Raw genomic sequence first — 24111 nt, 5'->3', positions numbered from 1 at the left:
CTACTCCTTGTCACTATCAAAAGGATCCTCATAATCACTCACTTCAAAACCAAGCATATTAAATGTCGCCTTCATGTGAGGCGGCAAGGGCGCTTCAATACGAATACGTTCATGCGTTTCAGGGTGAGGAATATCGATAAAGCGGGCGTGAAGGTGCAATTTACGAGACACTTCACCAGAAAGATAACTCTCTTTGCCGCCGTATTTTCCATCGCCAACAATTGGATGGCCAATTTCACTACAGTGCAAGCGAAGCTGATGGGTGCGTCCAGTATGGGGTTTCAACGTCAACCAGGCAGACGCCTTTTGCGCGTTATCAACCACTTCATAATCCGTTAAGGAGTTTTTCCCCTCTTCGGTTGGCACCATGCGTTCGCCGTGCTTTCCAGGCAGTTTATCCATCTTCATTTTGATGCGCCCTTCTCGCATTTTTGGACAGCCTATCACAATGGCCCAATAGCGTTTATCAGTATGTTTTGTTTGAAAAGCTTTAGTGAGCAATCCTGTTGCCCGAGGTGTACGCCCCAGAACAAGAGCGCCCGATGTGTCTTTGTCAAGCCGGTGAACAAGTTTAGGGCGGTTCTCGCTGTCATATTTAAGGGCATCCAGCAATCCATCTAGGTGGCGCGTTTGCCCTGTCCCCCCTTGAGTAGGCAAGCCAGCAGGTTTATTGACTACAATCATATGCTCGTCTTTATATAAAACCCAGCTTCTAACTTCTTTAATATCATTTTCAGTCAAGGTCATTCGATGCTTTGGTTTAGGGGTATGCTCATCCGTACCAAAGGGAGGGACACGGATCTCCATACCTTCTTCGATGCGCTCAGCACCCTTCACACGCTTCCCATCCAGTCGGATATAGCCCTTCCGCATCAGTTTTTGAATTTTTCCAAAGCCAATGGTTGGGTAATGCCGCTGAAACCAGCGATCAATGCGGATCCCTGCATCTTCTTCTTTCACAACAACATGTTGAACACCACTCATAAGATTTTTCCAATCTGCATTCCCAAAATCAAACCAATAATCGCCAAAACCACAGACCCAACAATATAGAGTGCTGCTGTCCAAAGGGCGCCGCGTTCAAGTAGCATGACTGCTTCCATAGAAAAAGTAGAAAAAGTCGTAAACGCCCCAAGAAATCCAACTGTGATGAAATGACGCCACTCTGAGCTAAGTGAAAACTTCCCTGCAAGCACAGAAATCAAGACCCCCATCAAAAAAGAGCCAAGGATATTTGTGATCATGATACCAAAGGGGAATTGCCCCCCAAAAAGTCGCATAACGGCTGCAGCAAAATAATGACGTGATACAGCCCCTAAAGCGCCCCCTAATCCAATCGCTAATATTAACTTCATGCTATAGAACTCCGAAGATCCAGCCTTCTGTTTCTGCAACTTTAGCAGTCATAGAGGCGGGATTCCAGTATTTAGCGTCTGCAGCAATCGCCCGTAGTCCTGCTGCTGTGATAATGGCATCTGTCATATGGTCATTGTTAATGTTGATTTCACTCTTCAATGTACTTCCCAACTTGCTAAGAATAGCATCTAGATCTTTAAAAGACCGGACTTTCCCTTTATGCCCCCCCATGTGAGAAAATAAAGCGGCATAAATCTCAACAAGAGTGACCTGGCTTTCATTTCGGGTAAGAAACGGCCATATAGAACATGTGCCTTTCACCCAATTGAGCATCCGCATAACAGAAAAAGCACTCATCCCTACCTGACTAGGGCCGATGAGATGATAAACGCTTTCGCAAGGCCCCATACGACGCTCGATGCATAAACGCTCAGCCATTCTAAGTCGACGCTCGTAATGCGCGCCCTTGCCTATATAAGGCAAATGCAAAAAGTCCTTATATCTATCTACAAAACCTCCCGCATAATAATCGTCGTCTAAAGGGCAAATATCTTCAATATGTTGCCAGACCTCAACCGCTGACTGTCCCTGCAAAGACGGCAAATAGTGACCATAATCCAGATAGGGTAAGCTAAACGCAGTATCAATACCAATAAGTAAACGGGCCTCAGAACCAAGATCAAAGGCCTGAATAATCGATGCCGCCAAATCAAAGCGTGACCAATGCTTTTGAAGCAGAGCTGGAGGCAGTACCGTGATATCACCTTTATGAGAACAACAGGCAACAGCAAGTCCTGTATGGCTTTTACCTTTAGCACCAGACCAGTCAACACCAATAAAATGTGTGTAGGGGCGCATGGTCAGCCCTTTCGACTTTTGGCAAAATATGCCATCCGCTTTTGAATATCGCGCTCAAATCCCCTACCAACAGGTTGATAAAATTCTTCTCGCGTCATCTTCTCAGGGAAATAGCTTTGCCCCGCATAGCCTTCAGGCGTGTCATGATCGTATATATAACCATCCCCGTACCCTAAATCTTTCATAGTTTTTGTCGGAGCATTCACAGCATGCGGAGGCGGAACTAAACTTCCGGTTTTTCGTGCCGCTGCCATAGCTGCCTTATGAGCAAGGTAAGCGGCGTTTGATTTTGGTGCCGTGGCTAAGTAGGCAATGCACTGAAAAATTTGTCCTTCCCCTTCGGGTGAACCAAGCATTTCATATGTTTCCTTCGCTGCAAGCGCCTGTGTGATCGCATGAGGATCCGCCATGCCAATATCTTCACTCGCCATCCTAATGAGCCGCCGACACAGATACAAAGGATCTTCCCCTCCTGTGAGCATGCGCGCCGCCCAATACATAGCAGCATCAACATCTGAACCACGGATTGATTTATGGAGAGCTGAAATCAGATTATAATGCTCTTCTCTATCTTTATCATAAGATAATGCTCTTTTATTTAGCAGTGCACCCAGTCTCTGGGGGGTTATTTCCTCTCCTTGATCCTCTCCGATCAACTCATGAAGCAGTTCAATACAATTGAGAAGATACCGGCCATCACCATCAGCTAAATCAATCAACATCTCTTTTGCTGCTGAATTTAAAGGAAGGTCGTACCCAAGGTCAGCTTCTGCTCGAGCTATTAGAGAGAAGAGAGACGACGAACTATGAGGCTGAAGCGTTAGTACCTGCATCCGAGAAAGCAAGGCGCTATTAAGCTCAAAGGAAGGGTTTTCAGTCGTAGCCCCAACTAAGATAATTGTGCCATCTTCCACATAGGGAAGAAAACCATCTTGTTGAGATTTGTTAAATCGATGGATCTCGTCTACGAACAATAAAGTCCCCTGCCCATTAGACTTACGCACTTTGGCTTTCTCAAAACAAGCTTTCAACTCTTTCACGCCGCTAAAAATGGCAGATATTTGTTCAAAAGCCAAACCACCATGACCAGCTAAGAGCCTTGCAATTGTCGTTTTTCCAGTGCCAGGCGGGCCCCAAAAGACAACCGAACTGATAGATCCGCTCTCGATCATGCGTGCGATGACGCCGTGATTCATTATGAGGTGATCTTGTCCAACAACCTCCTCTAGGCTTTTTGGACGTAACCGATCAGCCAGAGGACGGTTTAATTCCTCAGGCTGATTATTGACGTCGTCTTGAAAGAGATCTGCCATTCTTACCGCTGGTAACAACCACGGCCAGAGAGGCGGTTGTTCGTGGTGACTCGAACTTCGCATCGAAGGAAATTCCCGCGCCTGACAATATCATAAACAAATTCCCTAGGAGGATTCTCAAGAGCTGTCAGTAGATTTTTGACAAAATCAATTTGTTGGCCATTTATTGTTTGAATCACATCGCCCGCTCTGAGCAGTCCATAATAAGTTGCCGGTGTATTCTTACGCACTTTGCCAACCATTACCCCTCTTTTAAAGAGATCAATTTGCAATTCTTCGTTAGTTTTAGGAGATAAATTTAAAACTGTTGCCCCTTGGAAAGGATGTCGCCCATCCAGCTCTTGCATATTCATTGGTGGATCTTCGGGGGGCATGGAAAGCTGAACATCAGCATAGGTAATTCGACCTTCGCGCCAGATAACAAGCTTACTGATATCCCCATCTTTCTTTGTTGCAACCCTGAAATCCAACGCGCCTTTATCCAACACTTCTTTTTCATCAAAAGCGAGAATAACATCTCCAGCTTGAATGTCAGTTTTCGAGGCTGGAGACCCTGGATATATATCATCGACCAAAATACCTCCGGGCCGGTCAAGTCCCAAAGCCGCCGCTAAATTATTAGTCAGCGTCTTGCCTTGCACACCAAGCCACGGACGCGCAAGCTGGCCTTCATTCAAGGCCGCACGGATCACTGTATTAACCATATTTGCGGGGACAGCAAAGCCAATGCCATTCGACGCGCCTGTTCTACTGAGGATAGCTGTGTTAATCCCCATCAACTTGCCATCAAGGCCCACAAGAGCCCCACCAGAATTCCCTGGATTGACGGCAGCATCAGTCTGAATGAAAAAACCAAGGTCATTGATACCTTGTTGGGTTCTTGCTGTGGCAGAGACAATCCCCCCTGTGACAGTTTGACCAATACCAAAGGGGTTTCCGATGGCGAGAACAATATCACCCACTTGAACTTCATCGCTGTCCTGAAGCTCTAAACTTTGAAGCTCTTCACTTCCCGCATTAATTTGAAGGATCGCCAGGTCAGTTCTTGGATCTTCTAGGACAAGTTTAGCATCAAATTCTCTTCGGTCATTTAAGACGACCGTAATTTCATCTGCCCCTTTAATCACATGATGGTTGGTGACGATCACGCCATTTGCCCTGACGATAACGCCTGACCCTAGGGACCGTTGCACCCGTTCTTGAGGCACACCAAAGCTGTTGTTATTGCCAAAGAAACGCTTGAATATTGGATCATCAAAGAGAGCCGAGCGACGCTGACGCTTTACAGATTTCGTATAAATATTAACGACTGCAGGTGCTGTATTATTCACCAATGGCGCATAAGAAAGTTGCACCTGGGAGCGATTTTCTGGCACCACACGATTGTCGATTTGCGCCTGGGTTGAAGCGGCAAATAATGGCACAGATATAGCTACTGCAAGGATTGTTTTTGTTATTTTTTTGATCATTACTCTCACTCCTGCCGAGTCGTCTTTAGTCTGTCGTTTCATCTTCATTTCACTATACTGTCATTTCCGACATTTTTAGGGCATATTATAAGCCAAGTTTCTGTTGTAGGACATCTCTAAACTGGGCCCCCTTGGGCGTTAATTTTACTTGATTACGACCATCCCCCATATTCACGAAAGAAACCAACCCAACACCAGCCCCTGCTGAAAGCGATGCAAGCTCTTTATAAGCTTGAGGTTCAGTCAATCCAACCTTCTCGCCCACATGTCCAACTGTGAGCGGATCTGGTGTACCAGCAACAACCGCATAGCACATAACTGCCTCCGCCATCACAGCAGGAAAACTTTCCTTAAAGGTCTTTGCATATGTTTTTAAAACTGCTTCATTATCCATGATGGTATCCTTGCTGATACACTAATAACAAGCCCCGTATAACTCAAGTTAAATTCATCAATAAGGGCATGCATTATTGTCATAGCTTCCCTTCTCTGTTATGCATTTGTTGAAAGTGAGAGGAGAAAGCAATGCCTTTAGATTGGGATAAACTTAGAATTTTTCAAACTGTCGCAGAAGCTGGCAGTTTTACGACTGCAGGATCTCTCCTTAATAGCAGCCAATCTGCTATTTCTAGACAGATTAAAGCTTTAGAAGAGGCTATGAATGTTTCTCTCTTTACGCGTCACGCACGCGGCTTAGTCCTCACTCAAGAGGGACAACAGCTTTTTCAAACCACCCAAGAAATGACACAAAAAATTGACGAAACCCAGCGTGATCTTGCAGAATCAAAAGGGCGTCCTTTTGGAACACTGCGGGTAACGACCATGGTAACATTTGGCGCAGTCTGGTTAACCAATCACATCAGAGGCTTTCTCGAACAATATCCTGAAATTGATATTCAGCTTATTCTAGATGATAGAGATTTAGATCTTTCAGCTGGGGAAGCTGATGTGGCTATCCGATTACATGAAATCCAACAGACTGATCTCATCCAGAGACCGCTTGCAAGTTTCCACAGTCATATCTATGCCTCTCCTGAATATCTTGATAGAAATGGCATGCCGTCGACCCCAGAAGAGATTGATCATCACGATATTATTGCCTTTGGAAACACTGTCAGGGAACCCTTAAACCGTCTAAATTATACTCTAACACTGGGCAAAACGGGCAAGCCTAGAGCCCCAAGAATGCAAATCAACAATCTCTATGGCATCCTAAATGCTGTAGAACAGGGTGTAGGAATTGCTGCTTTACCTGATTATCTAACTCATAACAGAAAAAACCTTGTAAGAGTACTAGAAGACCAAACAGAGGACCTCACTTTCCCGAGTTACTTCTGCTATCCTCCAGAGCTGCGAGGATCAAAACGGTTAGCCGTCTTTAGAGACTATCTCATTCAACAAATTCGAGCTGAACAAAATATTCTCTAGAAAAAACATCGCGAGTTCACCTGAGGTCTTTATTCTATGATTGCTTTCACAATCATATCCCCTTCCATCATGGCGAAAGCGTTTTCTAGCCCTTCAACCACAACACCAAAAACTGTATATCGACCATCTAGGTGCTGATTATAGTTCACATTAATGAAAAACTGTGCACTGCCTGTATCACGGCCAGCAGTGGCTAAGCCCACAGATCCAACCGTATGCTGCCCGCCCCATTCGTCGCGAATTGCGTGCCAATCATTTGCAATTGAACTTTCAGACTGACCTGCCTGAGCAACAAAATTTGGGATAATTCGGTGCCATACCATGCCGTCCATTCCGCCAGCTTTTATCAAATCTCTAAAATGTACCGCCGCAACATTCTCAGAATGAAGCTTTATTTTAATAATCCCTTGTGAAGTTTCAAGACGTGCAACGATCTCATCTTCAGGCTGTATTATACGGGGAGAGGGCCGCTGAGAGGTATCATTTGGAATTTCTGCTATGGCTAAACGATATTCTGCATCAGTTTTAATAGCATCAATCTCTATCTCATTGACATGGTCCATAACAACAGCTCTCCCAGCTTCCTCACGTGCTAGAATGTTTAGTGCTTTCCAAGCTTTATAGTAATGCGGTCCTGTTAGCATTTTAATAAGCTGGGCCTGGACGGCTTGCGGTGTTTTATCGTAAATTTTAGCGTAAGCTTCGAAGGCGATACTAGGCGCTGAATGGTTGATGTATGCAGCATAGTCAAATTCTATGCCTCGGCTTAAACTATAGACTACGGCCAGATAAGCTGCTTGATCACAAGCACCGGCACGGACATCTTTAATAGCTTCAAGCCAAGCCTCATCTTCCCATTTGGGTGAGAATTGCAGAACAGCTAAACGACGCCTCATGTAGAGACTATCTAGGGATGTTTCTTCACCTTTTTCGCAACTATCAATCCCCTTCAACATCTGGGTAAACATTGGGCGACTTTCCTCATAATTAGAAAGCAGCCTTAACGCTTGAATTTGAGCATCATTATTTTTACGGGATTGCGCTGCGGTATAGATATCTTTCGCTGATTTATAAGGGATAATTGTTTCAATAGCCTGAAGACGGTTGACGAAATACAGGGACAAAGCCATGGATTGATCAGATTCTATGAGGGCAAAGACACTTTCCCAAGGCATCTCAGCTAACTCACCAACATTTTTCCGACTATAGACAATCGCCTGCATCAATCCGTAAAGCAGTTCAGTTTCTGGCTGTTTCTTAAAGGCAGCTATCAGAAGAGGTACATCTTCCTCTTTTGCATGATAACCAAAAGCCTGTGCCCAATATCGACGTTCACTAGGGGACGCCTTCTCTAAAGGAAATTCTCTGAGAGCAAGGCGAGCACTTTCAGTCCAGCAGTTGGTCAAACCGTAAAGAACTGCTTCCCGAATCTCAGCTTTCTCGCTCTTCAAATGAGAGGCCATTTGTTGGCAAGTGGCTTCATCGCCCATGCGCCCAATCAAAAATAATGCCTCTTTGTCCTCAGGATTGTTTAGATGGTAGTAAACAACATCTGCTTTAGTATCTTTTCGATCCACCGCCAAACGTAGGTCATCTGTAGACCATATATTATTAGGTTCTTCTTTTTGGTCACATGCCGTCAAAGAGATGAAGATTAGAATAAAAACAAATAAACGCATTATAGTCTCCCCTGAAATTCATAAGAGACTACTGTTATTAAGGGCCCTCTCGCAACATTGTTTTTGAAAAGAAAATTTATACTTTTTTTAGTTGGCTTTCTCTTTGTCCCTAGCTCTGCGATAGTATAGGGGCTTATTTTATTAACCTTCTTTTAGTGTGAAATTGAGAATATTTGCACATTTTATGATATAAGTCATTGTAATATATATTGTATTAATTTTTTTGACAGCGCTGTCAAAAGTTAACAGCTATGCATCCAACGCATAGCTACATTGTAAAAAAAAGGGGTTCTCGCAGTGCAGCAATATGCCTATATTGTTCTCAAGCGCAACAGAGCGCAACTAATTAGAATTTGACGGGAACTTTCCCGGTGAACGTCAAAAGGTCGGTTCCGAGGATCTCCCCCTCCCTCCCCCACTTCCCCCTCGGAACCGACCCCTAATTTCCCCCTAAAAGTTAAGGCCCGATGTTTTGAGTATCGCGGGCCTTTTTTTTATGAAAAAAGCCCATCCATAGGGACAGGCTTCTCTTCAAAAGAACAACTAGAATACGATTAGATATCAAGCAAATTCTTGACTTCTACGAAAGCAGCAATGGCTTTATCCAATTCTTCACGAGAAAGCGCTGCAGACATTTGTGTCCGAATACGTGCTTTTCCTTTTGGGACAACCGGGAAACTAAATGCCACAACATAGACCCCCCGTTTGAGCATCTCATCAGCAAAGCGACCGGCAAGTGCTGCTTCATACAACATGACAGGCACAATCGCATGCTCTCCTTCAAGCAAATCAAACCCTGCTGTCTCTAAGCCTTGTCTTAAATAGGCTGTATTATCGCGGAGTTTATCAAGCACAGCTGTATCACGAGACACAATGTCGATTGCTTTGATTGCGCCAGCAACCACTGGCGGTGCGACTGTATTTGAAAAAAGATACGGCCTGGACCTTTGGCGCAGAAGATCGACAACTTCTTTCTTCGCCGAAGTATAGCCCCCTGAAGCGCCGCCTAAAGCTTTGCCAAGTGTGCCCGTTGTAATATCCACACGGTCCATGACACCGCAATGTTCATGAGTGCCACGGCCCGTCTCACCAATGAAACCTGTGGCATGACAATCATCAAAGTGGACAAGAGCATCATATTTTTCAGCAAGGTCACAAATTTTATCCAACTGAGCAATATACCCATCCATTGAAAAGACACCATCGGTGGTAATTAACTTAAAGCGCGCGCCTGCAGCATCTGCTGCAACCAGCTGAGCTTCAAGGTCATCCATATTATTATTTTTATAACGATATCTCTTGGCTTTACAGAGACGAACACCGTCAATGATTGAGGCATGGTTCAATTCGTCCGATATCACAGCATCTTCAGCGCCGAGCAGGACTTCAAACAAGCCTCCATTAGCGTCAAATGCTGACGGATACAATATGGTATCTTCAAACCCTAGGAAGTCAGATAGCTTAGCCTCAAGTTCTTTATGCAGGGACTGCGTGCCGCAAATAAAACGGACAGACGCCATGCCGTATCCCCAATCTTCCAGCCCCTGTTTGGCAGCTTGCTTCACTTCTGGATGCTGGGCAAGACCCAAATAATTGTTGGCGCACATATTGATTACTGTTTCGCCTGATTCAACATGTACTGTACTGCCCTGAGGCGTTGTAATAAAGCGTTCGTTCTTATAGGTTCCCGCTTCTTTGATTGCATGCAATTCAGCCTGCAGATGTGCTTGAATTTTACCGTACATTTATAGCTCCCAATTTAAGACGACTTTAGCCGCAGATCCATCATTCATTGCATCAAACCCTTCTTGGAATTTATCCACAGGAAGCCTGTGCGTTATGATAGGGTTTAGGTCCAATCCACTATCAATCATCACAGACATTTTATACCAAGTCTCATACATTTCTCGGCCGTATATCCCCTTCAGCGTAAGCATGTTAAAGATAACTTTATCCCACTCAATAGAGGTGTCAGAGGACGGAATACCTAGAATTGAGATTTTGCCCCCGTGCGCCATATTATTAATCATGTCATTGAAAGCCACCGGGTTGCCAGACATTTCCAAGCCCACATCAAAACCTTCATGCATGCCGATGGTTTTTGCTACGTCTTCAATTTTTTCCCGCGTCACATTCACAGTATGAGTTGCGCCCATCCTCTGAGCCAACTGAAGTCGATTATCTACAACATCCGTGATAACAACATGGCGAGCACCTGCATGCTTACAAACCGCTGCAGCCATAATGCCTATTGGACCTGCGCCTGTGATGAGGATATCTTCGCCCAATAAGTCCCACTGCAACGCCGTGTGTGTTGCGTTCCCAAAAGGGTCAAACAAAGAAGCCACATCAAGATCTGTACCTTCTTTATGGACCCAGACATTTGACATAGGAAGACTAATATATTCAGCAAAAGCACCAGAACGATTCACCCCAATACCGGAAGTATTTGCACAGAGATGCCTGCGGCCAGCCATGCAATTACGACAGCGACCGCAAACCACATGTCCTTCACCAGAGACAATTTGCCCAATCTGAAAATCATTGACATTTGAGCCTATTTCAACAATTTCCCCGACAAATTCATGACCTACCACCATCGGCACAGGAATGGTTTTTTGTGCCCATTCATCCCAATTATAGATATGCATGTCTGTACCGCAGATAGCAGTACGTTTTACTTTAATCAAAACATCATTAATACCGACAGTGGGCAGAGGAACATCCTCCATCCACAAACCGACTTCGGATTTCGCTTTCACAAGTGCTTTCATAGCATAATGACCTTCAAAATATGGGACCTAGATACCCTTATTTTTATAGTGTCACCAACAAACAATCCAGCAAAATCAATGGCCGGAAGCAAACTGCAACATCCCGAAAGATTCTTTAAATATCTTTGATATTATCTTTCACCAAGTCGAGGAAGAAGCTCTATAAAGTTACAAGGCCTCGTTCTATTATCCAACTGATGGACCAAGATCCCTGTCCAAGCATCTTTGCAAGCCCCTGTAGATCCAGGCAACCCAAAAACCAAAGTTTCTTCAGCAACACCCGCAAAAGCTCGAGACTGAATAGTACTCGTCCCAATTGTTTCATAGCTCAAGACTCTGAAGAGCTCTCCAAAGCCAGGGATGGCCTTAGAAAGAAGCGGCTCTATCGCTTCTGGGGTAACATCACGACCGGTAATGCCTGTGCCTCCAGTAATTAAAATGACACTGATCGCCTCATTGTTAACCCAGGTCTTCACAACAGCTTGCAATTTATTAATCTCATCGGGCTGTATTTGGTAATCGATAAGTGCATGACCTAAGTCTTGCAATTGCTCACATAAATATTGGCCGCTCTTATCAGTCTCAACAGTGCGTGTATCGGAAACTGTCAGGACTGCCATTCCGACTGAGTGGAAGGAAGGTTTATCATTTTGTGTCATTCTACTTTCCTTTAATCTGGGAGAAAGGGTAAATAGGTCACAACAGCTCCCTCATCAATAAGGTCTTTGCCTTCGGGGTGAATAAGCCAAGCATTCATGTCCCCCATGGCACCTGTTTGGTATGATAATTGACCCTCAAGAGGCTGTATCTCCATGCGCCCTTCATGCGATATTTTGACAACAGCTTTCATAAAAACAGTCAGCCCTTTATTGGCCTTAGCCGGCGCAGTGAGAACAGCATGAGAGGCACATTCCTCAGGTAAATTCTGCATGGCACGTAGAAAAGGAGTGACAAAAACTCTCAGCCCCATCGCCGAGGACACAGGATTACCTGGCAATCCAAAAAAGTAGCGTGTTTGTGATCCTGTTTTCGTATATTTCGCAAACAGAATTGGTTTCCCGGGCTTAACCTTTGCACGGTGTAGAAGAATGTCCCACCCTTTTGCTTCTAATTCTGATCGGACAAAATCATACACCCCCACTGAAACAGCCCCTGTGGATATGATGACATCTATCGACTGCTCATCTGCTTTATCGAGATATGAACGGAATAGATCAAGATCATCTGGGATGGTTTTCCGCCATTTCAAAGCGGCACCAAGGGCTGGCAGTACGGCCTCACCGTAGGGACCAGAACTATTAAAAATCTTCCCTGGCTCTAATAGGTCTCCAGGGGTATCTGTTAACTCTTCACCTGTAGAGAGCCAAACAACCGATGGCTTAGTGTAAACTTTGACAGTTGACTGACCGACGGAACAAAGTGCTTGAATCATCTGGGACGTAATTTTTCGCCCCGCCGCATAAAGTCTCGCCCCCTCTTTAATATCTGTGCCTTCTTGTCTAATATGTTTTCCGGCAGGATAGGCCTCAGAAAAAGTGACACTGGCTTCTACCATCTGCGATAGCTCAACGGGGACCACTGTGTCACAGCCTGCTGGAATTGGGGCCCCAGTCATAATCTGATAACACTCGCCTGAATTAAAAGGCCTCATAAGGGGCACATCACCGGCTGCTATTATGCCCAAAACTTTCAGCGGGCGTCGCTGCTCCGTCACATCTGAAGACTTCAAAGCAAATCCATCCATAGCACTGTTATCAAACGGCGGAATATTGATTAAGCTGACGACATTTTCAGCAAGGACGTAACCGAGACTATTCTCTACAGTAACATCAATGATTTCCGTCTGCCTGACTTGCTCACCTATAGTATCAAGAGCCTGCTGAAGACTGACCATGGAGTGATCTTGCATCCTCTAAGCCTTGTATATTTTTAGAAATAATTCTGTGCAAAGTTTCGCATGCTCTTTAATCTCGTCCTCAGTCACATCACTAATCAATCCAATTGCAAGCTGAAAGTGATAATGTCCCTTAATCAACGAAATGAGCGTTTTGGCTGCCACAACAGGATCCTTTATGGACAACTGCCCTTTACTCCCCCAATGCGACATAAATCCTGCCAGTTTTTGAAGCATCACCTCAGGACCTGCTTCCCAAAATAAGGTGGCCAATTTATTTTCACCGTCAAGGCTAGCAGCCGCCGCAAGTAATCTGAACATACAGATGGCGTCTTCAGAGACGAAGAGGTGAAGAAAAATTTCACAGAGATGATTCAGATCGCTTTCAACCTCATGACCATCGCTGACCTCAAACACAGAATCAGGAAAATATTGGTTAATCACTGAAGTGATGGATGCAGAAAATAATTTTTCTTTATTAGAAAAATGACTGTAAACAGTTTGTTTTGACACTCCTGCGCGTTTAGCGACTTCGTCCATGCTTGTACCATCAAACCCATTTTCCATGAATAAATCAGAGGCAGCATCTAAAATAGACTGATTTTTCAAGGCACTCCGTGGACGCCCGCGTGACTTTTCTGTTTGGCCACGGCTAAGGTTTAATCCAGTAGATCGTATAATTTTCATTGCTTCAGCCATGCTTTAGCCCCCAAAAAATGAACAGATAACTTCTGCCATAATGCAAATTCAGTCTAGTTTTGCAAATTAAATACTGGACTGTCCAGTCTAGTTTAACTATATAGACAGTAATTCAAGATTAAAGTCGTCTATGAAACGACCAGAATGTTACGGGAATACCCCCTGCGTCAGCGAGAGTGTACAATGAGACAGACAATACAAAAAACAATTTCGATAGCTTTTATTGCGATTTTTACTTCTGCAACAACTTTTATTGTTATGGCAAAATCAACATCTTCTTCACAAGAAGGGCAGCAACGGCGTCCCGTACCTGTGGAAGTTATGACCATTCAACTCCAAGATAGCTATGAGGAATGGCGGTCATTTACCGGGCGCGCTCTTGCAGGAAAAACAAGCCCTCTAGGATTTGAGATGAATGGAACCTTAAATAAAGTAACTGTTGATATCGGCAGTCGTGTATCTAAAGGCCTTCCTCTCGCTTTTCTAGATACAGCAAGAGCAGAAGCAAATTTAAACAGCTTACAAGCGCAAAAAAACGCAGCAGAAGCGCGTCTCAAACTTGCAAACCAAACATTGAGTAGAACTAAAAAGACTTTCACCCAAGGGCACTTATCTGCTCAAAGAATGGATGAAGCCGCAGCCAACCAGCTGCAAGCCCTTGCTGACTTGAATAACCTATCAGCCTCTATTGAAGCGCTCAAAATTGATATTGAGAAAATGACAATCAAAGCCCCTTTCTCTGGTGTCATAACGGAACGCATGGCTGATGAAGGGCGCATAATTGGAGCTGGCACGCCTGTTTTAACGCTCGTGGAAACAGGTCATTTGGAAGGCCATATTGGTGTTTCTTCTGGCATTGCGGATGCTTTAGAAAAAAAAGCTGAATACAGACTCCTCAATCCACAAAGGCGTGACATTACGGGACATAGCATCAGAAATATTCTTCCCGTCATCGAAGGGCAAACACGAACACGGATGGTCATATTCACTCTTCCTGAGGGAGCAATTCGTGACGGAGATCTTGTCACGATGCTAATTAAGGATAAAAAAATCGCCACGGGCGCATGGGTGCCTCTGCGTGCGCTCTCCGCCGATGTGAGAGGCTTATGGCGTCTCAACAAAGTCAAAACTGCCGAAGACGGTTCAAGTCATGTAGCTTTCGAAAATGTCCAAATACTATACACCACAGGCCGCAAAGCTTTTGTGTCAGGCACTCTCTCTGAGGGGGATAAAATTGTTGCGGGAGGTATCGACAAACTGGCCCATAACGAACGGGTAAAAATCGTAAAAAGCCGGACGTCTGTATTACCTGAATCTGAGGTTGCTTCCCAGCAATCCAAGAAACATTAGAGGAGCATAGTATGAAAGGCTCACTCTACAGCCAACCGCGCATGATATGGTTAATTCTCATGCTCATCCTTGTTTCGGGTCTGAATGCAATTCAAGTTATGCCAAGGCTTGAAGATCCCCATATGCAAAGCCGAGTGGTCAATGTAACAACCTTATATCCTGGTGCCGATGCTGAGCAAGTCGAGGCGGAAGTCACTGAAAAAATTGAGCGTAAAATGCGCGAGATTGCTGAGGTAAAAACCATTACCGCCGTCTCTAATCCTGGCGTTTCAGCGATCACGATTGAGCTTGAGGATAGCGTTACAGATGCCAAGCCAATTACAGCCCGACTCCGCGATAAAGTCGCCGAGGTGACTGATCTACCTGATGGCATCATTCCTCCTGATTTTTCAGATACGAAGATCTATGCTCACTCTGCTGTCATCGCGCTCACATGGCACGCAGACAGTCCTATTAACTATGCCATCATGGGGCGTCTTGCGAGTGAATTAGAAAGTCGCCTGAGAAATATGGAGCCGACTGACTTTGTCGACATCAAAGGGTTACCTCAGGAAGAAATCCGTATTGCAATCGACGATTCTGAACTGGCCGCCCATGGCCTCACAGTTTCTGATGTTGTGGGCCGCATTCGTGGCAGCGATTCTAGAGGGTCTGCAGGCATTGTAAGCAGTCAAAATAGCCGCCTTACAATTGAAGTCGCCGGCGCTCTCGATAGCCTTGCCCGGATCAGAAGAATTCCGCTTCAATATGACGAACGAGGAGCGGCTTTGCGTCTAGGGGATGTGGCAACTGTTGAACGTACTTACCAAGACCCACCTTCTTCCTTGTCTCTTCTCAATGGTCATGTTGGAATCACGATTTCAGCACGAATGCTTGAAAATTTTCGTATTGATAAATGGTCTGAATCGTTAAAAATCATTATCGACGATTTCCAGAAGACCATTCCAGCAAGCATTCATATTGATAGAATTTACGATCAAGCGGATTACACAAATGAGCGCATTGACGGATTGCTGGACAACTTGGGTGTAGGCGCTCTTGTGGTTGTGATCGTTCTCTTTATTAGTCTCGGGTTAAGGTCTTCGTTGATTGCTGCCTCTATATTGCCGCTTACAATGCTTTCTGCTCTTGCCATTCTTAATATTTTTGGTATGCGCATTGAGCAAGTGCTGATTATAGGCATGATTGTTTCCCTTGGAATCATGGTGGATAATGCCATTGTGATTACCGATGAAGTTCAACATCTCTTGTTAAAGGGCGAACGTCGTGCAATTGCTGTCGCAAAAACGGTCAAGAAATTATGGCTTCCCCTCTTTGGTTCAACCTTAACAACAATTGTTGCCTTCTTGCCTCTACTCTTGATGCCAGGGGCAGCCGGTGATTTCCTCAAGGGTGTTCCAGCCGCTGTAATCGCCTCTCTCATCTCTAGCTATGTCATTGCCTTTACTCTCATCTCTGCCCTTGCAGGTCGCGTGATCAGAGGCGGTTCAACTAGAGATGACTTCAAGGTCACCTCTGGACGCATATGGTGGCGCGACGGCATAGAAGGAAAATTTCTCTCATCTCTATTTCGTGCCTCGCTAAACTGGTCCGTAAATAACCCGCTAAAATCGGTGATCGTTGCCATGATAGTTCCCATATGTGGTTTTATTGCCGCCGGTAATTTAACCGATCAATTTTTTCCGGTTAGCGACAGGAATCAATTTAGAATAGTTGTAAATTTACCTGGGGATGCCAGCATTTATGAAACACAACAAAAGGTAAAGCTTTTAGACGATGTTGTCCGAAACACCCCAAAAGTTCAGGATGTATATTGGACAATTGGGGATGGGTCCCCAAAAGTATTTTACAATATGATTGATAACAAAAAGGGGATTCCATCATACGCCGAAGCCATCGTTAAACTCGAGACATTTTTAGAAGTAGAAGAAATGGTACCCTACTTCCAAAGAGTCTTGACTGAACAGTTCCCTGCCCTGCGCATCACTGTAAGGGAACTTGGATCTGGCCCCCCAGTGCAAGCGCCCTTGGAAGTCCGTGTTGTAGGTCCCGACTTAACGGAACTAGAGCGGATTGGGGAAAAAGTCCGAAGCATAATGGCGACGATTCATAACGTCACCAATACCTATACAAGCATGCGCCCCGGGCGTCCCCAAATCCTTGTGAAAGCAAGAGAAGATGATGTATCAGTTACGGGCCTAACACTGAGCGATGTTAGTCAACAATTGCGCAGTCTCTCTAGTGGCATTATTGCGACCCATCTCATCGAAGAAACACAGCGCGTTCCTCTAAAGGTGGTTTTGGACAGTCACAAGCGTGCAGATATTGATAACATCGCTAACATGAACCTTCAGGGACGCAATGTGCTGATGGAAGCGGATAAAAGTTATAAAGACGTGCCCCTCTCTGCACTTGGAGACGTGATCCTCACGACAAAGGTGGGGACCATCCATCGCCGCAACGGTGAGCGGATAAATAACATTCAAGGTTTCATTGAATTTGGTGTTCTCTCGGCAACAATCACTGAAGAATTAGGCAAGAGAATTGACGCTGCAAAAATTGATCTACCGCCTGGATATCGTATCGAGTTCGGCGGTGAGAGTGAAAAACGCGGTGAAGCAGTTGGTCAACTTTTTGGAACTGTAGGCATTCTACTTGTAATGATGCTCATTGCAGTTGTTTTGACCTTTAATAGCTTTAGACTAGCAATTGTTACTCTTTTAGCGGCGGTCCAAGCTGCAGGCCTTGGCTTCCTAAGCCTTTGGTTCTTTGACTATCCCATTAGTTTCGTTGTGATTATTGGCTTAATGGGTTTAATTGGCCTCTCTATCAACGCCGCAATCGTAATTACCTCAGAATTAAGAGGTCGAGACGCGGCGCGCGCGGGAAGCAAAGAAGAAGTTGTCGAAGCTGTCATGTCAACAGGGCGCCATATATTATCAACGACGCTGACCACAGTGGGCGGGTTTATGCCTCTCATTCTTGCTGGAGGATCCTTTTGGCCACCCTTTGCTGTTGCACTGGCAGGAGGAACGTTTTTATCCATGATTGTAAGCTTTTATTTTGCTCCAGCAGCCTTCCTCTGGTTGACCCGGCGGAATGAAGTTAGCGCACCCTCAGGAGAAGGCGCACCACTTCGCTTCAAAATCTAGGTTTACTCAGTCCTTAAGGCATGACTAGGGTGGGTGCGCGCAACAGATAAAGTGCGCCCTGCCACTGTCAGCACACCGAACAGGGATACCAACACACCAGCGAGCATAAAGGGCAAAACCGTCATCTCAATGCGATAAGTGAAAGTGGTCAGCCATTGATTCATAAAATACCAAGCAAGGGGCCAAGCGATGATATTGGCCAACAAAATAGGCTTAGACATAGACCATACAAATAAGCCTATGATATCAAGAACAGATGCGCCAAGGACCTTTCTGATACCGACTTCTTTTGTTCGTCTTGCCGCCATGAAAGCAGCTAAGCCGTAGAGGCCAAATCCTGCAACAAGGATTGTTAGGATTGAAAAGGCTGTGAGTAATGCACCCTGACGCCGATCTGCATCATATTGGGCCCCTTGTATATCTTCAACAAACTGTAGCGCTGGAGGCGTGTCTGGCATTCGTTCTCGCCATAATTGTTCAACGTCAGTCCGCACCTGATCCATTTTTGATCCCTTAAATTTGAAGCTGATCGTCCCTATAAATGTTGGCAAATTGTAAAAAATCATGGGTTGCGTTTCAAGGCGAGCATCTCCAAAATGCACGTCTGGAATGACACCCACAATTGTCATTTCTGTCTGAACACCGTCTGGCTGTGAAATACGTAAAACTTGCCCCACCGCCTCTTTCGCTGTGGTGTAGCCCACCTTGCCTACCGCCCTCTTGTTCAAGATCACAGTCCCTTTAAATTGACCTTGCTGTCCAGGTTTAATAGGCAATTCATCGAGTCCAAAATCTTTACTGAACAGACGCCCTTCAAGGGGCTTGATGCCAAAGGTCTCCATAAAGCCAAAACCCGAAGCAACAAACTGCATGCTTGTACTTTCACTGCTATCAATTGCATCAGAAAAGACAGCAAAACTGGCAAAAGCAGGATTCACCGGAACCCCCCCTGAAATACCGACCTTTTCGACACCGTCTATACGCTCAATATCATTTTGTAGGTTTTTAGCCAGCTCAAAAGCCTGTGGACTGGCCGGCAAATTCATGACCCCAATATTCTCAGTGTCGTACCCTAGATTAAGGCCCAAAACATACCGAGTTTGTTGATAAAGAATAACCGTTGATGAGATGAGAGCAATAGAAATTGAAAATTGAAACGTAACTAAAATTGTCCGTAGTAAGACGCTGCCATGCGCCGATGATTTATTTGAATGCAAAACATCCCCAGGACGGGCCTTTGACACATAAAAGGCTGGATATGCCCCAGAGAGAATTGTCATAGCGATAACAAAACCTGCCATCCCAACGACCCCCATTGGGGTTAATACAGTCTTCAGCGACAAGTCCAGATTAAGCATATCATTATAGAGTGGTAACGACATTTCAACAAGGAAAAGGGCCACAAGAGCGGCTAGTGCTATGGTTAAAAAAGCCTCTAGCATAAACTGAGTAACCAATTGAGATCTCCGAGCACCTAACGTTTTTCTAAGCGCCACCTCTTTAGATCGCTTTAATGACCTTGCCGTCGCCAGATTAACAAAGTTAACACTGGCTATAAATAACAACATGACAGCAATTCCCGAAAATGCGTAAAGAGTATAAATACTGCCATGAGGTTTCATATCAAAAGGAACACGCGGATCAAGATGAATATCCGTTATATTTATGGGCACAAGTTGAAAATATTCTCTCGGCTTTATATTCGCATAACTTGGTACAGGAGGAATAATATTATTTCTATCAGAAAACTCAGGAAGAAGAGATATTAAATCCTTCAAACTCGCTCCCTCCCTCAGTTTGAAATAAGTGAATGTACTTGGGAAAAACCAATTGGTCATAATCCCTGGAAACCCAGCTTCCAGCGCCTCCTCATCCAAAAGGGTTATCACATCAAGGTCCATATGACTGTTCTCTGGTAAATCGTTAAACACACCCGCAACACGAAGGTCTTTCGTTTGCCCAGAGATTTGAATGGACATTACCTGCCCGAGAGGGTTTTCGCTGCCAAAATATTTCTCTGCCATCTCTTGGCTCAGCGCAACAGCACTTGGATCATTAAAGATTGAGAGGCGGTTACCTTGAGAAAAGGTAAGAGGAAAGAGTTCGAAGAAATTTGAGTCCACGAAATTCACCGTCTCATTAAACAGCTTCTCTTCCCGCTTCACCCCAATTTGTTGTCGGGCAATGCGCGTACTTTGCTCAATATATGACGGGTAATCTTTGGCAATGCCAGGAGCGACTTTTGCAGGCACTGTGGTTGTAGGAAGAGGCCCTCTGCCAGAGAGAATATACGTGCTCTCCATGCGGTAAAGCTTCTCAGCTTTTGGTACCCACGTATCATAGTTTAATTCTGACCATACAAAGAGAAAAATCAACAAGCTGGCTGCAAATCCTAAAGATAGTCCTAAGATATTAATGCCAGAAAATAATGAATCCCGAATAATATTGCGATATGCTGTAAGCAAATAATTAAAGAACATGCTGTAATTCTCCCTGTAAAAGGGAGCCTAACAGTTTCTCTCCAAATCACAAATAACAGAGTGATACAGCCTAAACTTTAGTGATATTAAAATCTTAAAGTATAGCCAACTTTAAGCCCAATTCTATTGCGGGTTGAACGGAAACGATTTCGAACCACATCCCCTGTATCTGGATCTGTTTCTTGGTCTCGAATTAATCCGTGATTAACAATCAGATAAAAATCTCTTCCCGGCTCAGGGTTGTAGCGAAGGCGACTATTCAGGGCAGCCTCGCGACTTAAGTTATTATATTGGATACGACTAATCCAAGATAAGCTACTGGAAAAGGCAATATTACTATTGAAGAATAGCTGGCGGGTCGTAAAGGCGCCTTCGTTCAAAGTAATTTTATTCACTGTAATTCCTGCAGTAAACTTCATAAATTTATTGGGCTGAATTCTTGCACTGGCATGATAATTTTTACGTGTCCCAGTATAATAATCACCGTCTTCTACTCTAATACGCACACCTGCCATACGGCGACTAGATGAATCAAATTCATATCTATTTTTAGAAAAACTATAACTGCCTGCAGGTATAATGACATCATCTACGATCTCAAAACTTTCTGATAAAACGTCTTTTGTTTTAATATGCGCAAAGAGGATTTTATCATCTGAAGTGAATTCTATATGCACGGGACGAATAAAAGTATCCCGCGTTTGCAAACCCCCTGTTGTATTCCACCAATTACCCTGCCAGATGCGGGGTTCATATTTCTTCAACCAACGACTATTAGGGCGATATTTATACCCCGCATAAATCTCAAATTGATCAATTCCTGTGCGGTTCACATACCCTAAGGTTGGATTAAAATCTTCTCCTAGATGGACAAACTCTAGACCAGTATCAAACCCATCGGATCCTCCCAGTTCTATCTCTGTACCATATCCTTCTGTTTTTGCCCCTGCCACATCATCAGGATGTGTTGTCTTCTGGCCCCAGAAGTTCGCTTCAAAAACTTTACCATCAACTAAGGTATTATCTCGATAGAGAAAATCCGTCCCGATTGTATAGGCACCTTTCCCTGTAATCGGATCACCATAAGTAAAAATTGCACCAACAGAAGATTGTTCAAAAATGCGTCTTTGAACACGTGCAACAAAAAGATTCATATTTCCATCGTCAACATAGCTGTCTTGCAAAACATCAAGGATACCAACATTCCACTGACCGATGCGCCCTGTTAGTTTGCCCCCAACTCTGATTTTCATCTCTTCTCCTTCCACAAGACCAATTCTACGAGAGAAGAAAGGCCGTCCATTACGACCAATGCTCCCAAAATTGAAAAGATCTGCGTCTTGAAGAAAGAAGTCTCTCTTCTCAGGCAAAAAGACAGAGAAACGAGAAAGATTGACTACCTGGTCATCAACTTCGGTCGCTGAAAAATCAGTATTCAATGTCAATACAGCGGTAAGAGAGGGAGTGATCTTGTAGATCGCATCTATGCTTGGTTCAAAAGTAAAATCGCTCGCTTCAACTTGCGTTAGATAGTCACTATCCATACCCACAATTGCTGGGTTAATGCTTGTGGTATTATAGAGCTTTTGACGGTTCGATGCTGCACTCATGACAATATCAAGGCCCAACCCTTGCTTCACTCCAGAAACACCTTGTAATTCTCCAGCCGTGTCAACGCCGATCTGTCTATTGTAGGACGTCCAGGCATTATACTCGCTCAACCTGCCAATATCCCGTCCAAATGAAATACCCCAACTTGCATTGTCGGGATTAAAATTCAGAGACTTGAAAGGGATACGAAATTCTGCAGTCCAGCCTTTTTCATCAATGGACGAGCGTACGTGCCAAATAGCGTCCCAATTGAAATTTTTGCGATTAGCACCTTCAAATAAAGCATCTTCGCGAACACCGTTCGCATTGGCTTTAAAAAAATATCCAGATTGCTTGTTGTTAAACGGACTTAGAATAATTTTAAAACTATCTTCACCGCCAAGTCCAGTCCCTTCGATCATCTGACGTGCGACAATTTTTTCTGGGTTATCGTCATACATACGCGCCGCAACATAGAGATAGTCATTGTCATAACCGATAAAGATATCTGTTGGGTGTGAGGGGCGTGCCCCGTCCCTGGGTTTTATTTGATGTAAGCCTTTCGAAATAAGAGCCGCATTTTTCCATTCACCAGGGCTGAGTAGACCATCGATTGTAGGCGCGGATTGCATCCTTACCGCGGGGACTGTCTTATCTTGAGCAAAAGCAGACGAGGATAAAACAAAATATACAAATGAGAATATCACTAGTGACTTTACGACGGACATAACGCTGGCTCATGACTTATAGTTTTAAATGAAACTTTCGAAAAAGTGAGGCTAAAATAGTTGGGCCAGACATAAAGTCAAATTAATTTTATGAAAGGCTTTCATCTTTTGCTACAGCAGAGGTGCCATAAGAGCCAATCCCTTTGCCTGATTATCATCATCTTCAAGTTGCTTAAGTATCATGATCATCAAGTCTTTATCAGAGAGAGAGCGAGCAGATTGGATCAGCCTCATTCTATAAACATCCCTCTCATAACTATCTTCTACCTTATTCACAGCCACAAGCAACGACTGGATTGTTTGATTAATCGCATAGTTTGAAGTCGTAGAGAGCTTCGCAAGCTTATGAACATATTCAATTTGATCCATCAATTGATCAAAATATGTCGCCCTAAATACAGCAGAGGCTCCCTCTCCCAGGATCATTTCTATTGGGCCAAGTTGCTCAGCAAAATAACCCTTTTCAGTCATAGAATTTATTGCATGGCCTTGGCGCTTGGTGAAATCAAACATGGTGTCTAAAGGCTGTCCCGAAATGCCTGCATGATACATCGCTGTCAATTTCGCCGCTGCTAAGCGTGCCTTGACCGCTTCTCCTGAGTAGGTCAAAAATTCTTGATCCAATTGATCGAATATTACCTGCGCTTCTTCTTGTTTCTGGTTTTTCCATAAAATTGAGGCCAGCGCTGCTCGAGCTCGATAACTAGAAACACTCCCAGAAACAGAGAGCACTTCTGCCTTAAGGTCACTCAAGCCTTCAGCTGGAACAGGTATGGTATATTCTTGTAACAGTTTAAGTTTTATCCAAAAGAAGCGACGAGCATTACTGAATTTCTCACGATACTCTGTGAGTCCCTCAAAGGAAATGCCTGCTGTCGCTTTGCCCGTAACAATATCCGTGAGAAGAGTATCCTTAATGGATGAATCGGTAAAGTCTGACAGCAAAGATTCAGCATAGTCAAAATTTTCCAATGCCACATGTAAGGGAATTGCCTCTTTTAAAGCGACTTGAACGGCAATCGATAACTGTGTGGAGCGCGCAGCCTCCTCGGCCATAGTCAAGACGAGCTTAGCTCGATCAATCTGGCCTATGTCAATCATACTTTGTGCAACACCGTGTAGGACTTTAGCCCGTTCCATAGCCTGACTCTCTTCTGATACGGTCTGCACTGCGGCAGTAAGCGCACAATTTTGAGAGAGATTTTCTAGACAAGCTTCCACTGCAGGATTCATTTGATGCGCCTTATTAAGTGGCTGCTTTCTTGCAGAGGTTTCCTGTGCTGTGGCACTTGAAAAGGACACCAACGAGGCAGTGATAAAGAGAGAGATCTTATTCATATA

18 protein-coding genes are annotated in these 24111 nt (G+C 44.4%); 3 read left to right on the top strand and 15 right to left on the bottom strand.

The features are described from left to right. From QGN29_RS08380 to QGN29_RS08355, 6 genes are all read right to left on the bottom strand, one after another. Window positions 1-984, bottom strand: a complete 984-nt coding sequence (locus QGN29_RS08380; RefSeq protein ID WP_310797403.1) for an RluA family pseudouridine synthase — start codon at window positions 982-984, stop codon at window positions 1-3. Next, window positions 981-1355, bottom strand: a complete 375-nt coding sequence (crcB, locus tag QGN29_RS08375) for a fluoride efflux transporter CrcB (protein WP_310797402.1) — start codon at window positions 1353-1355, stop codon at window positions 981-983. The genes QGN29_RS08380 and crcB overlap by 4 nt, the downstream gene beginning before the upstream one ends. Window position 1356: 1 nt before the next feature. Then, a complete protein-coding gene (locus tag QGN29_RS08370; RefSeq protein WP_310797401.1) occupies window positions 1357-2214 on the bottom strand; it encodes a hypothetical protein in 858 nt (285 codons plus the stop codon). A 2-nt stretch (window positions 2215-2216) separates the two neighbouring features. Then, window positions 2217-3527 (bottom strand): replication-associated recombination protein A, encoded by a 1311-nt coding sequence (locus QGN29_RS08365; RefSeq protein ID WP_375164698.1) that lies wholly within the window; start codon window positions 3525-3527, stop codon window positions 2217-2219. Window positions 3528-3529: 2 nt separating this feature from the next. Continuing rightward, window positions 3530-4996 carry a Do family serine endopeptidase gene (locus QGN29_RS08360; RefSeq protein ID WP_310797399.1) on the bottom strand — a complete coding sequence of 489 codons (1467 nt, stop codon included), beginning with the start codon at window positions 4994-4996 and terminating at the stop codon, window positions 3530-3532. An 85-nt stretch (window positions 4997-5081) separates the two neighbouring features. Further along, window positions 5082-5390 (bottom strand): hypothetical protein, encoded by a 309-nt coding sequence (locus QGN29_RS08355; RefSeq protein ID WP_310797398.1) that lies wholly within the window; start codon window positions 5388-5390, stop codon window positions 5082-5084. A 131-nt stretch (window positions 5391-5521) separates the two neighbouring features. On the opposite strand from QGN29_RS08355, the gene QGN29_RS08350 reads away from it, so the two are divergent. Further along, window positions 5522-6424: a LysR family transcriptional regulator gene (locus tag QGN29_RS08350; protein WP_310797397.1), complete on the top strand. Its 903-nt coding sequence runs from the start codon at window positions 5522-5524 to the stop codon at window positions 6422-6424. Window positions 6425-6453: 29 nt separating this feature from the next. Here the strand turns inward: QGN29_RS08350 and QGN29_RS08345 are convergent, their stop codons facing one another. The 6 genes from QGN29_RS08345 to QGN29_RS08320 form a co-directional block, all read right to left on the bottom strand. Beyond that, window positions 6454-8103: a peptidylprolyl isomerase gene (locus tag QGN29_RS08345; RefSeq protein ID WP_310797396.1), complete on the bottom strand. Its 1650-nt coding sequence runs from the start codon at window positions 8101-8103 to the stop codon at window positions 6454-6456. 554 nt (window positions 8104-8657) lie between these two features. Then, the gene (locus QGN29_RS08340) at window positions 8658-9848 is read right to left on the bottom strand and encodes a glycine C-acetyltransferase (protein ID WP_310797395.1); all 1191 of its coding nucleotides are present in this window, start codon (window positions 9846-9848) and stop codon (window positions 8658-8660) included. Next, window positions 9849-10877: an L-threonine 3-dehydrogenase gene (gene tdh / locus QGN29_RS08335; protein WP_310797394.1), complete on the bottom strand. Its 1029-nt coding sequence runs from the start codon at window positions 10875-10877 to the stop codon at window positions 9849-9851. A 131-nt stretch (window positions 10878-11008) separates the two neighbouring features. Further along, the gene (gene moaB / locus QGN29_RS08330) at window positions 11009-11536 is read right to left on the bottom strand and encodes a molybdenum cofactor biosynthesis protein B (RefSeq protein WP_310797393.1); all 528 of its coding nucleotides are present in this window, start codon (window positions 11534-11536) and stop codon (window positions 11009-11011) included. 11 nt (window positions 11537-11547) lie between these two features. Then, entirely contained in the window at window positions 11548-12786 is a 1239-nt protein-coding gene (locus tag QGN29_RS08325) for a molybdopterin molybdotransferase MoeA (protein ID WP_310797392.1), read from the bottom strand. Window positions 12787-12789: 3 nt separating this feature from the next. Further along, the gene (locus tag QGN29_RS08320; protein WP_310797391.1) at window positions 12790-13470 is read right to left on the bottom strand and encodes a TetR/AcrR family transcriptional regulator; all 681 of its coding nucleotides are present in this window, start codon (window positions 13468-13470) and stop codon (window positions 12790-12792) included. Between the two features lie 183 nt (window positions 13471-13653). On the opposite strand from QGN29_RS08320, the gene QGN29_RS08315 reads away from it, so the two are divergent. Continuing rightward, entirely contained in the window at window positions 13654-14820 is a 1167-nt protein-coding gene (locus QGN29_RS08315) for an efflux RND transporter periplasmic adaptor subunit (RefSeq protein ID WP_310797390.1), read from the top strand. Between the two features lie 11 nt (window positions 14821-14831). Continuing rightward, window positions 14832-17972: an efflux RND transporter permease subunit gene (locus tag QGN29_RS08310; RefSeq protein ID WP_310797389.1), complete on the top strand. Its 3141-nt coding sequence runs from the start codon at window positions 14832-14834 to the stop codon at window positions 17970-17972. Between the two features lie 2 nt (window positions 17973-17974). On the opposite strand, the gene QGN29_RS08305 is transcribed toward QGN29_RS08310, so the two are convergent. The 3 genes from QGN29_RS08305 to QGN29_RS08295 form a co-directional block, all read right to left on the bottom strand. Next, window positions 17975-20452 carry an ABC transporter permease gene (locus tag QGN29_RS08305; RefSeq protein WP_310797388.1) on the bottom strand — a complete coding sequence of 826 codons (2478 nt, stop codon included), beginning with the start codon at window positions 20450-20452 and terminating at the stop codon, window positions 17975-17977. A gap of 86 nt (window positions 20453-20538) precedes the next feature. Next, entirely contained in the window at window positions 20539-22770 is a 2232-nt protein-coding gene (locus QGN29_RS08300; RefSeq protein WP_310797387.1) for a carbohydrate binding family 9 domain-containing protein, read from the bottom strand. A 111-nt stretch (window positions 22771-22881) separates the two neighbouring features. Next, complete coding sequence (locus QGN29_RS08295) at window positions 22882-24108, bottom strand: hypothetical protein (protein WP_310797386.1); 1227 nt, start codon at window positions 24106-24108, stop codon at window positions 22882-22884. Window positions 24109-24111: the final 3 nt, after the last annotated feature.

The organism is Temperatibacter marinus (assembly GCF_031598375.1).
GTDB classification, from domain to species: domain Bacteria; phylum Pseudomonadota; class Alphaproteobacteria; order Sphingomonadales; family Kordiimonadaceae; genus Temperatibacter; species Temperatibacter marinus.
Note: the sequence above shows the minus strand (reverse complement) of the source record. Positions and strands in the feature narration are given on the sequence as shown.

Excerpts from the sequence above, each read along its gene's own strand:
- tdh (WP_310797394.1), bottom strand. The coding sequence starts at position 10,877 with ATGAAAGCACTTGTGAAAGCGAAATCCGAAGTCGGTTTGTGGATGGAG.
- QGN29_RS08300 (WP_310797387.1), bottom strand. The coding sequence starts at position 22,770 with ATGTCCGTCGTAAAGTCACTAGTGATATTCTCATTTGTATATTTTGTT.
- QGN29_RS08325 (WP_310797392.1), bottom strand. The coding sequence starts at position 12,786 with ATGCAAGATCACTCCATGGTCAGTCTTCAGCAGGCTCTTGATACTATA.
- QGN29_RS08355 (WP_310797398.1), bottom strand. The coding sequence starts at position 5,390 with ATGGATAATGAAGCAGTTTTAAAAACATATGCAAAGACCTTTAAGGAA.
- QGN29_RS08365 (WP_375164698.1), bottom strand. The coding sequence starts at position 3,527 with ATGGCAGATCTCTTTCAAGACGACGTCAATAATCAGCCTGAGGAATTA.
- QGN29_RS08370 (WP_310797401.1), bottom strand. The coding sequence starts at position 2,214 with ATGCGCCCCTACACACATTTTATTGGTGTTGACTGGTCTGGTGCTAAA.
- QGN29_RS08315 (WP_310797390.1), top strand. The coding sequence starts at position 13,654 with ATGAGACAGACAATACAAAAAACAATTTCGATAGCTTTTATTGCGATT.
- QGN29_RS08350 (WP_310797397.1), top strand. The coding sequence starts at position 5,522 with ATGCCTTTAGATTGGGATAAACTTAGAATTTTTCAAACTGTCGCAGAA.
- QGN29_RS08320 (WP_310797391.1), bottom strand. The coding sequence starts at position 13,470 with ATGGCTGAAGCAATGAAAATTATACGATCTACTGGATTAAACCTTAGC.
- crcB (WP_310797402.1), bottom strand. The coding sequence starts at position 1,355 with ATGAAGTTAATATTAGCGATTGGATTAGGGGGCGCTTTAGGGGCTGTA.
- QGN29_RS08380 (WP_310797403.1), bottom strand. The coding sequence starts at position 984 with ATGAGTGGTGTTCAACATGTTGTTGTGAAAGAAGAAGATGCAGGGATC.
- moaB (WP_310797393.1), bottom strand. The coding sequence starts at position 11,536 with ATGACACAAAATGATAAACCTTCCTTCCACTCAGTCGGAATGGCAGTC.
- QGN29_RS08340 (WP_310797395.1), bottom strand. The coding sequence starts at position 9,848 with ATGTACGGTAAAATTCAAGCACATCTGCAGGCTGAATTGCATGCAATC.
- QGN29_RS08310 (WP_310797389.1), top strand. The coding sequence starts at position 14,832 with ATGAAAGGCTCACTCTACAGCCAACCGCGCATGATATGGTTAATTCTC.
- QGN29_RS08295 (WP_310797386.1), bottom strand. The coding sequence starts at position 24,108 with ATGAATAAGATCTCTCTCTTTATCACTGCCTCGTTGGTGTCCTTTTCA.
- QGN29_RS08345 (WP_310797396.1), bottom strand. The coding sequence starts at position 8,103 with ATGCGTTTATTTGTTTTTATTCTAATCTTCATCTCTTTGACGGCATGT.
- QGN29_RS08305 (WP_310797388.1), bottom strand. The coding sequence starts at position 20,452 with ATGTTCTTTAATTATTTGCTTACAGCATATCGCAATATTATTCGGGAT.
- QGN29_RS08360 (WP_310797399.1), bottom strand. The coding sequence starts at position 4,996 with ATGATCAAAAAAATAACAAAAACAATCCTTGCAGTAGCTATATCTGTG.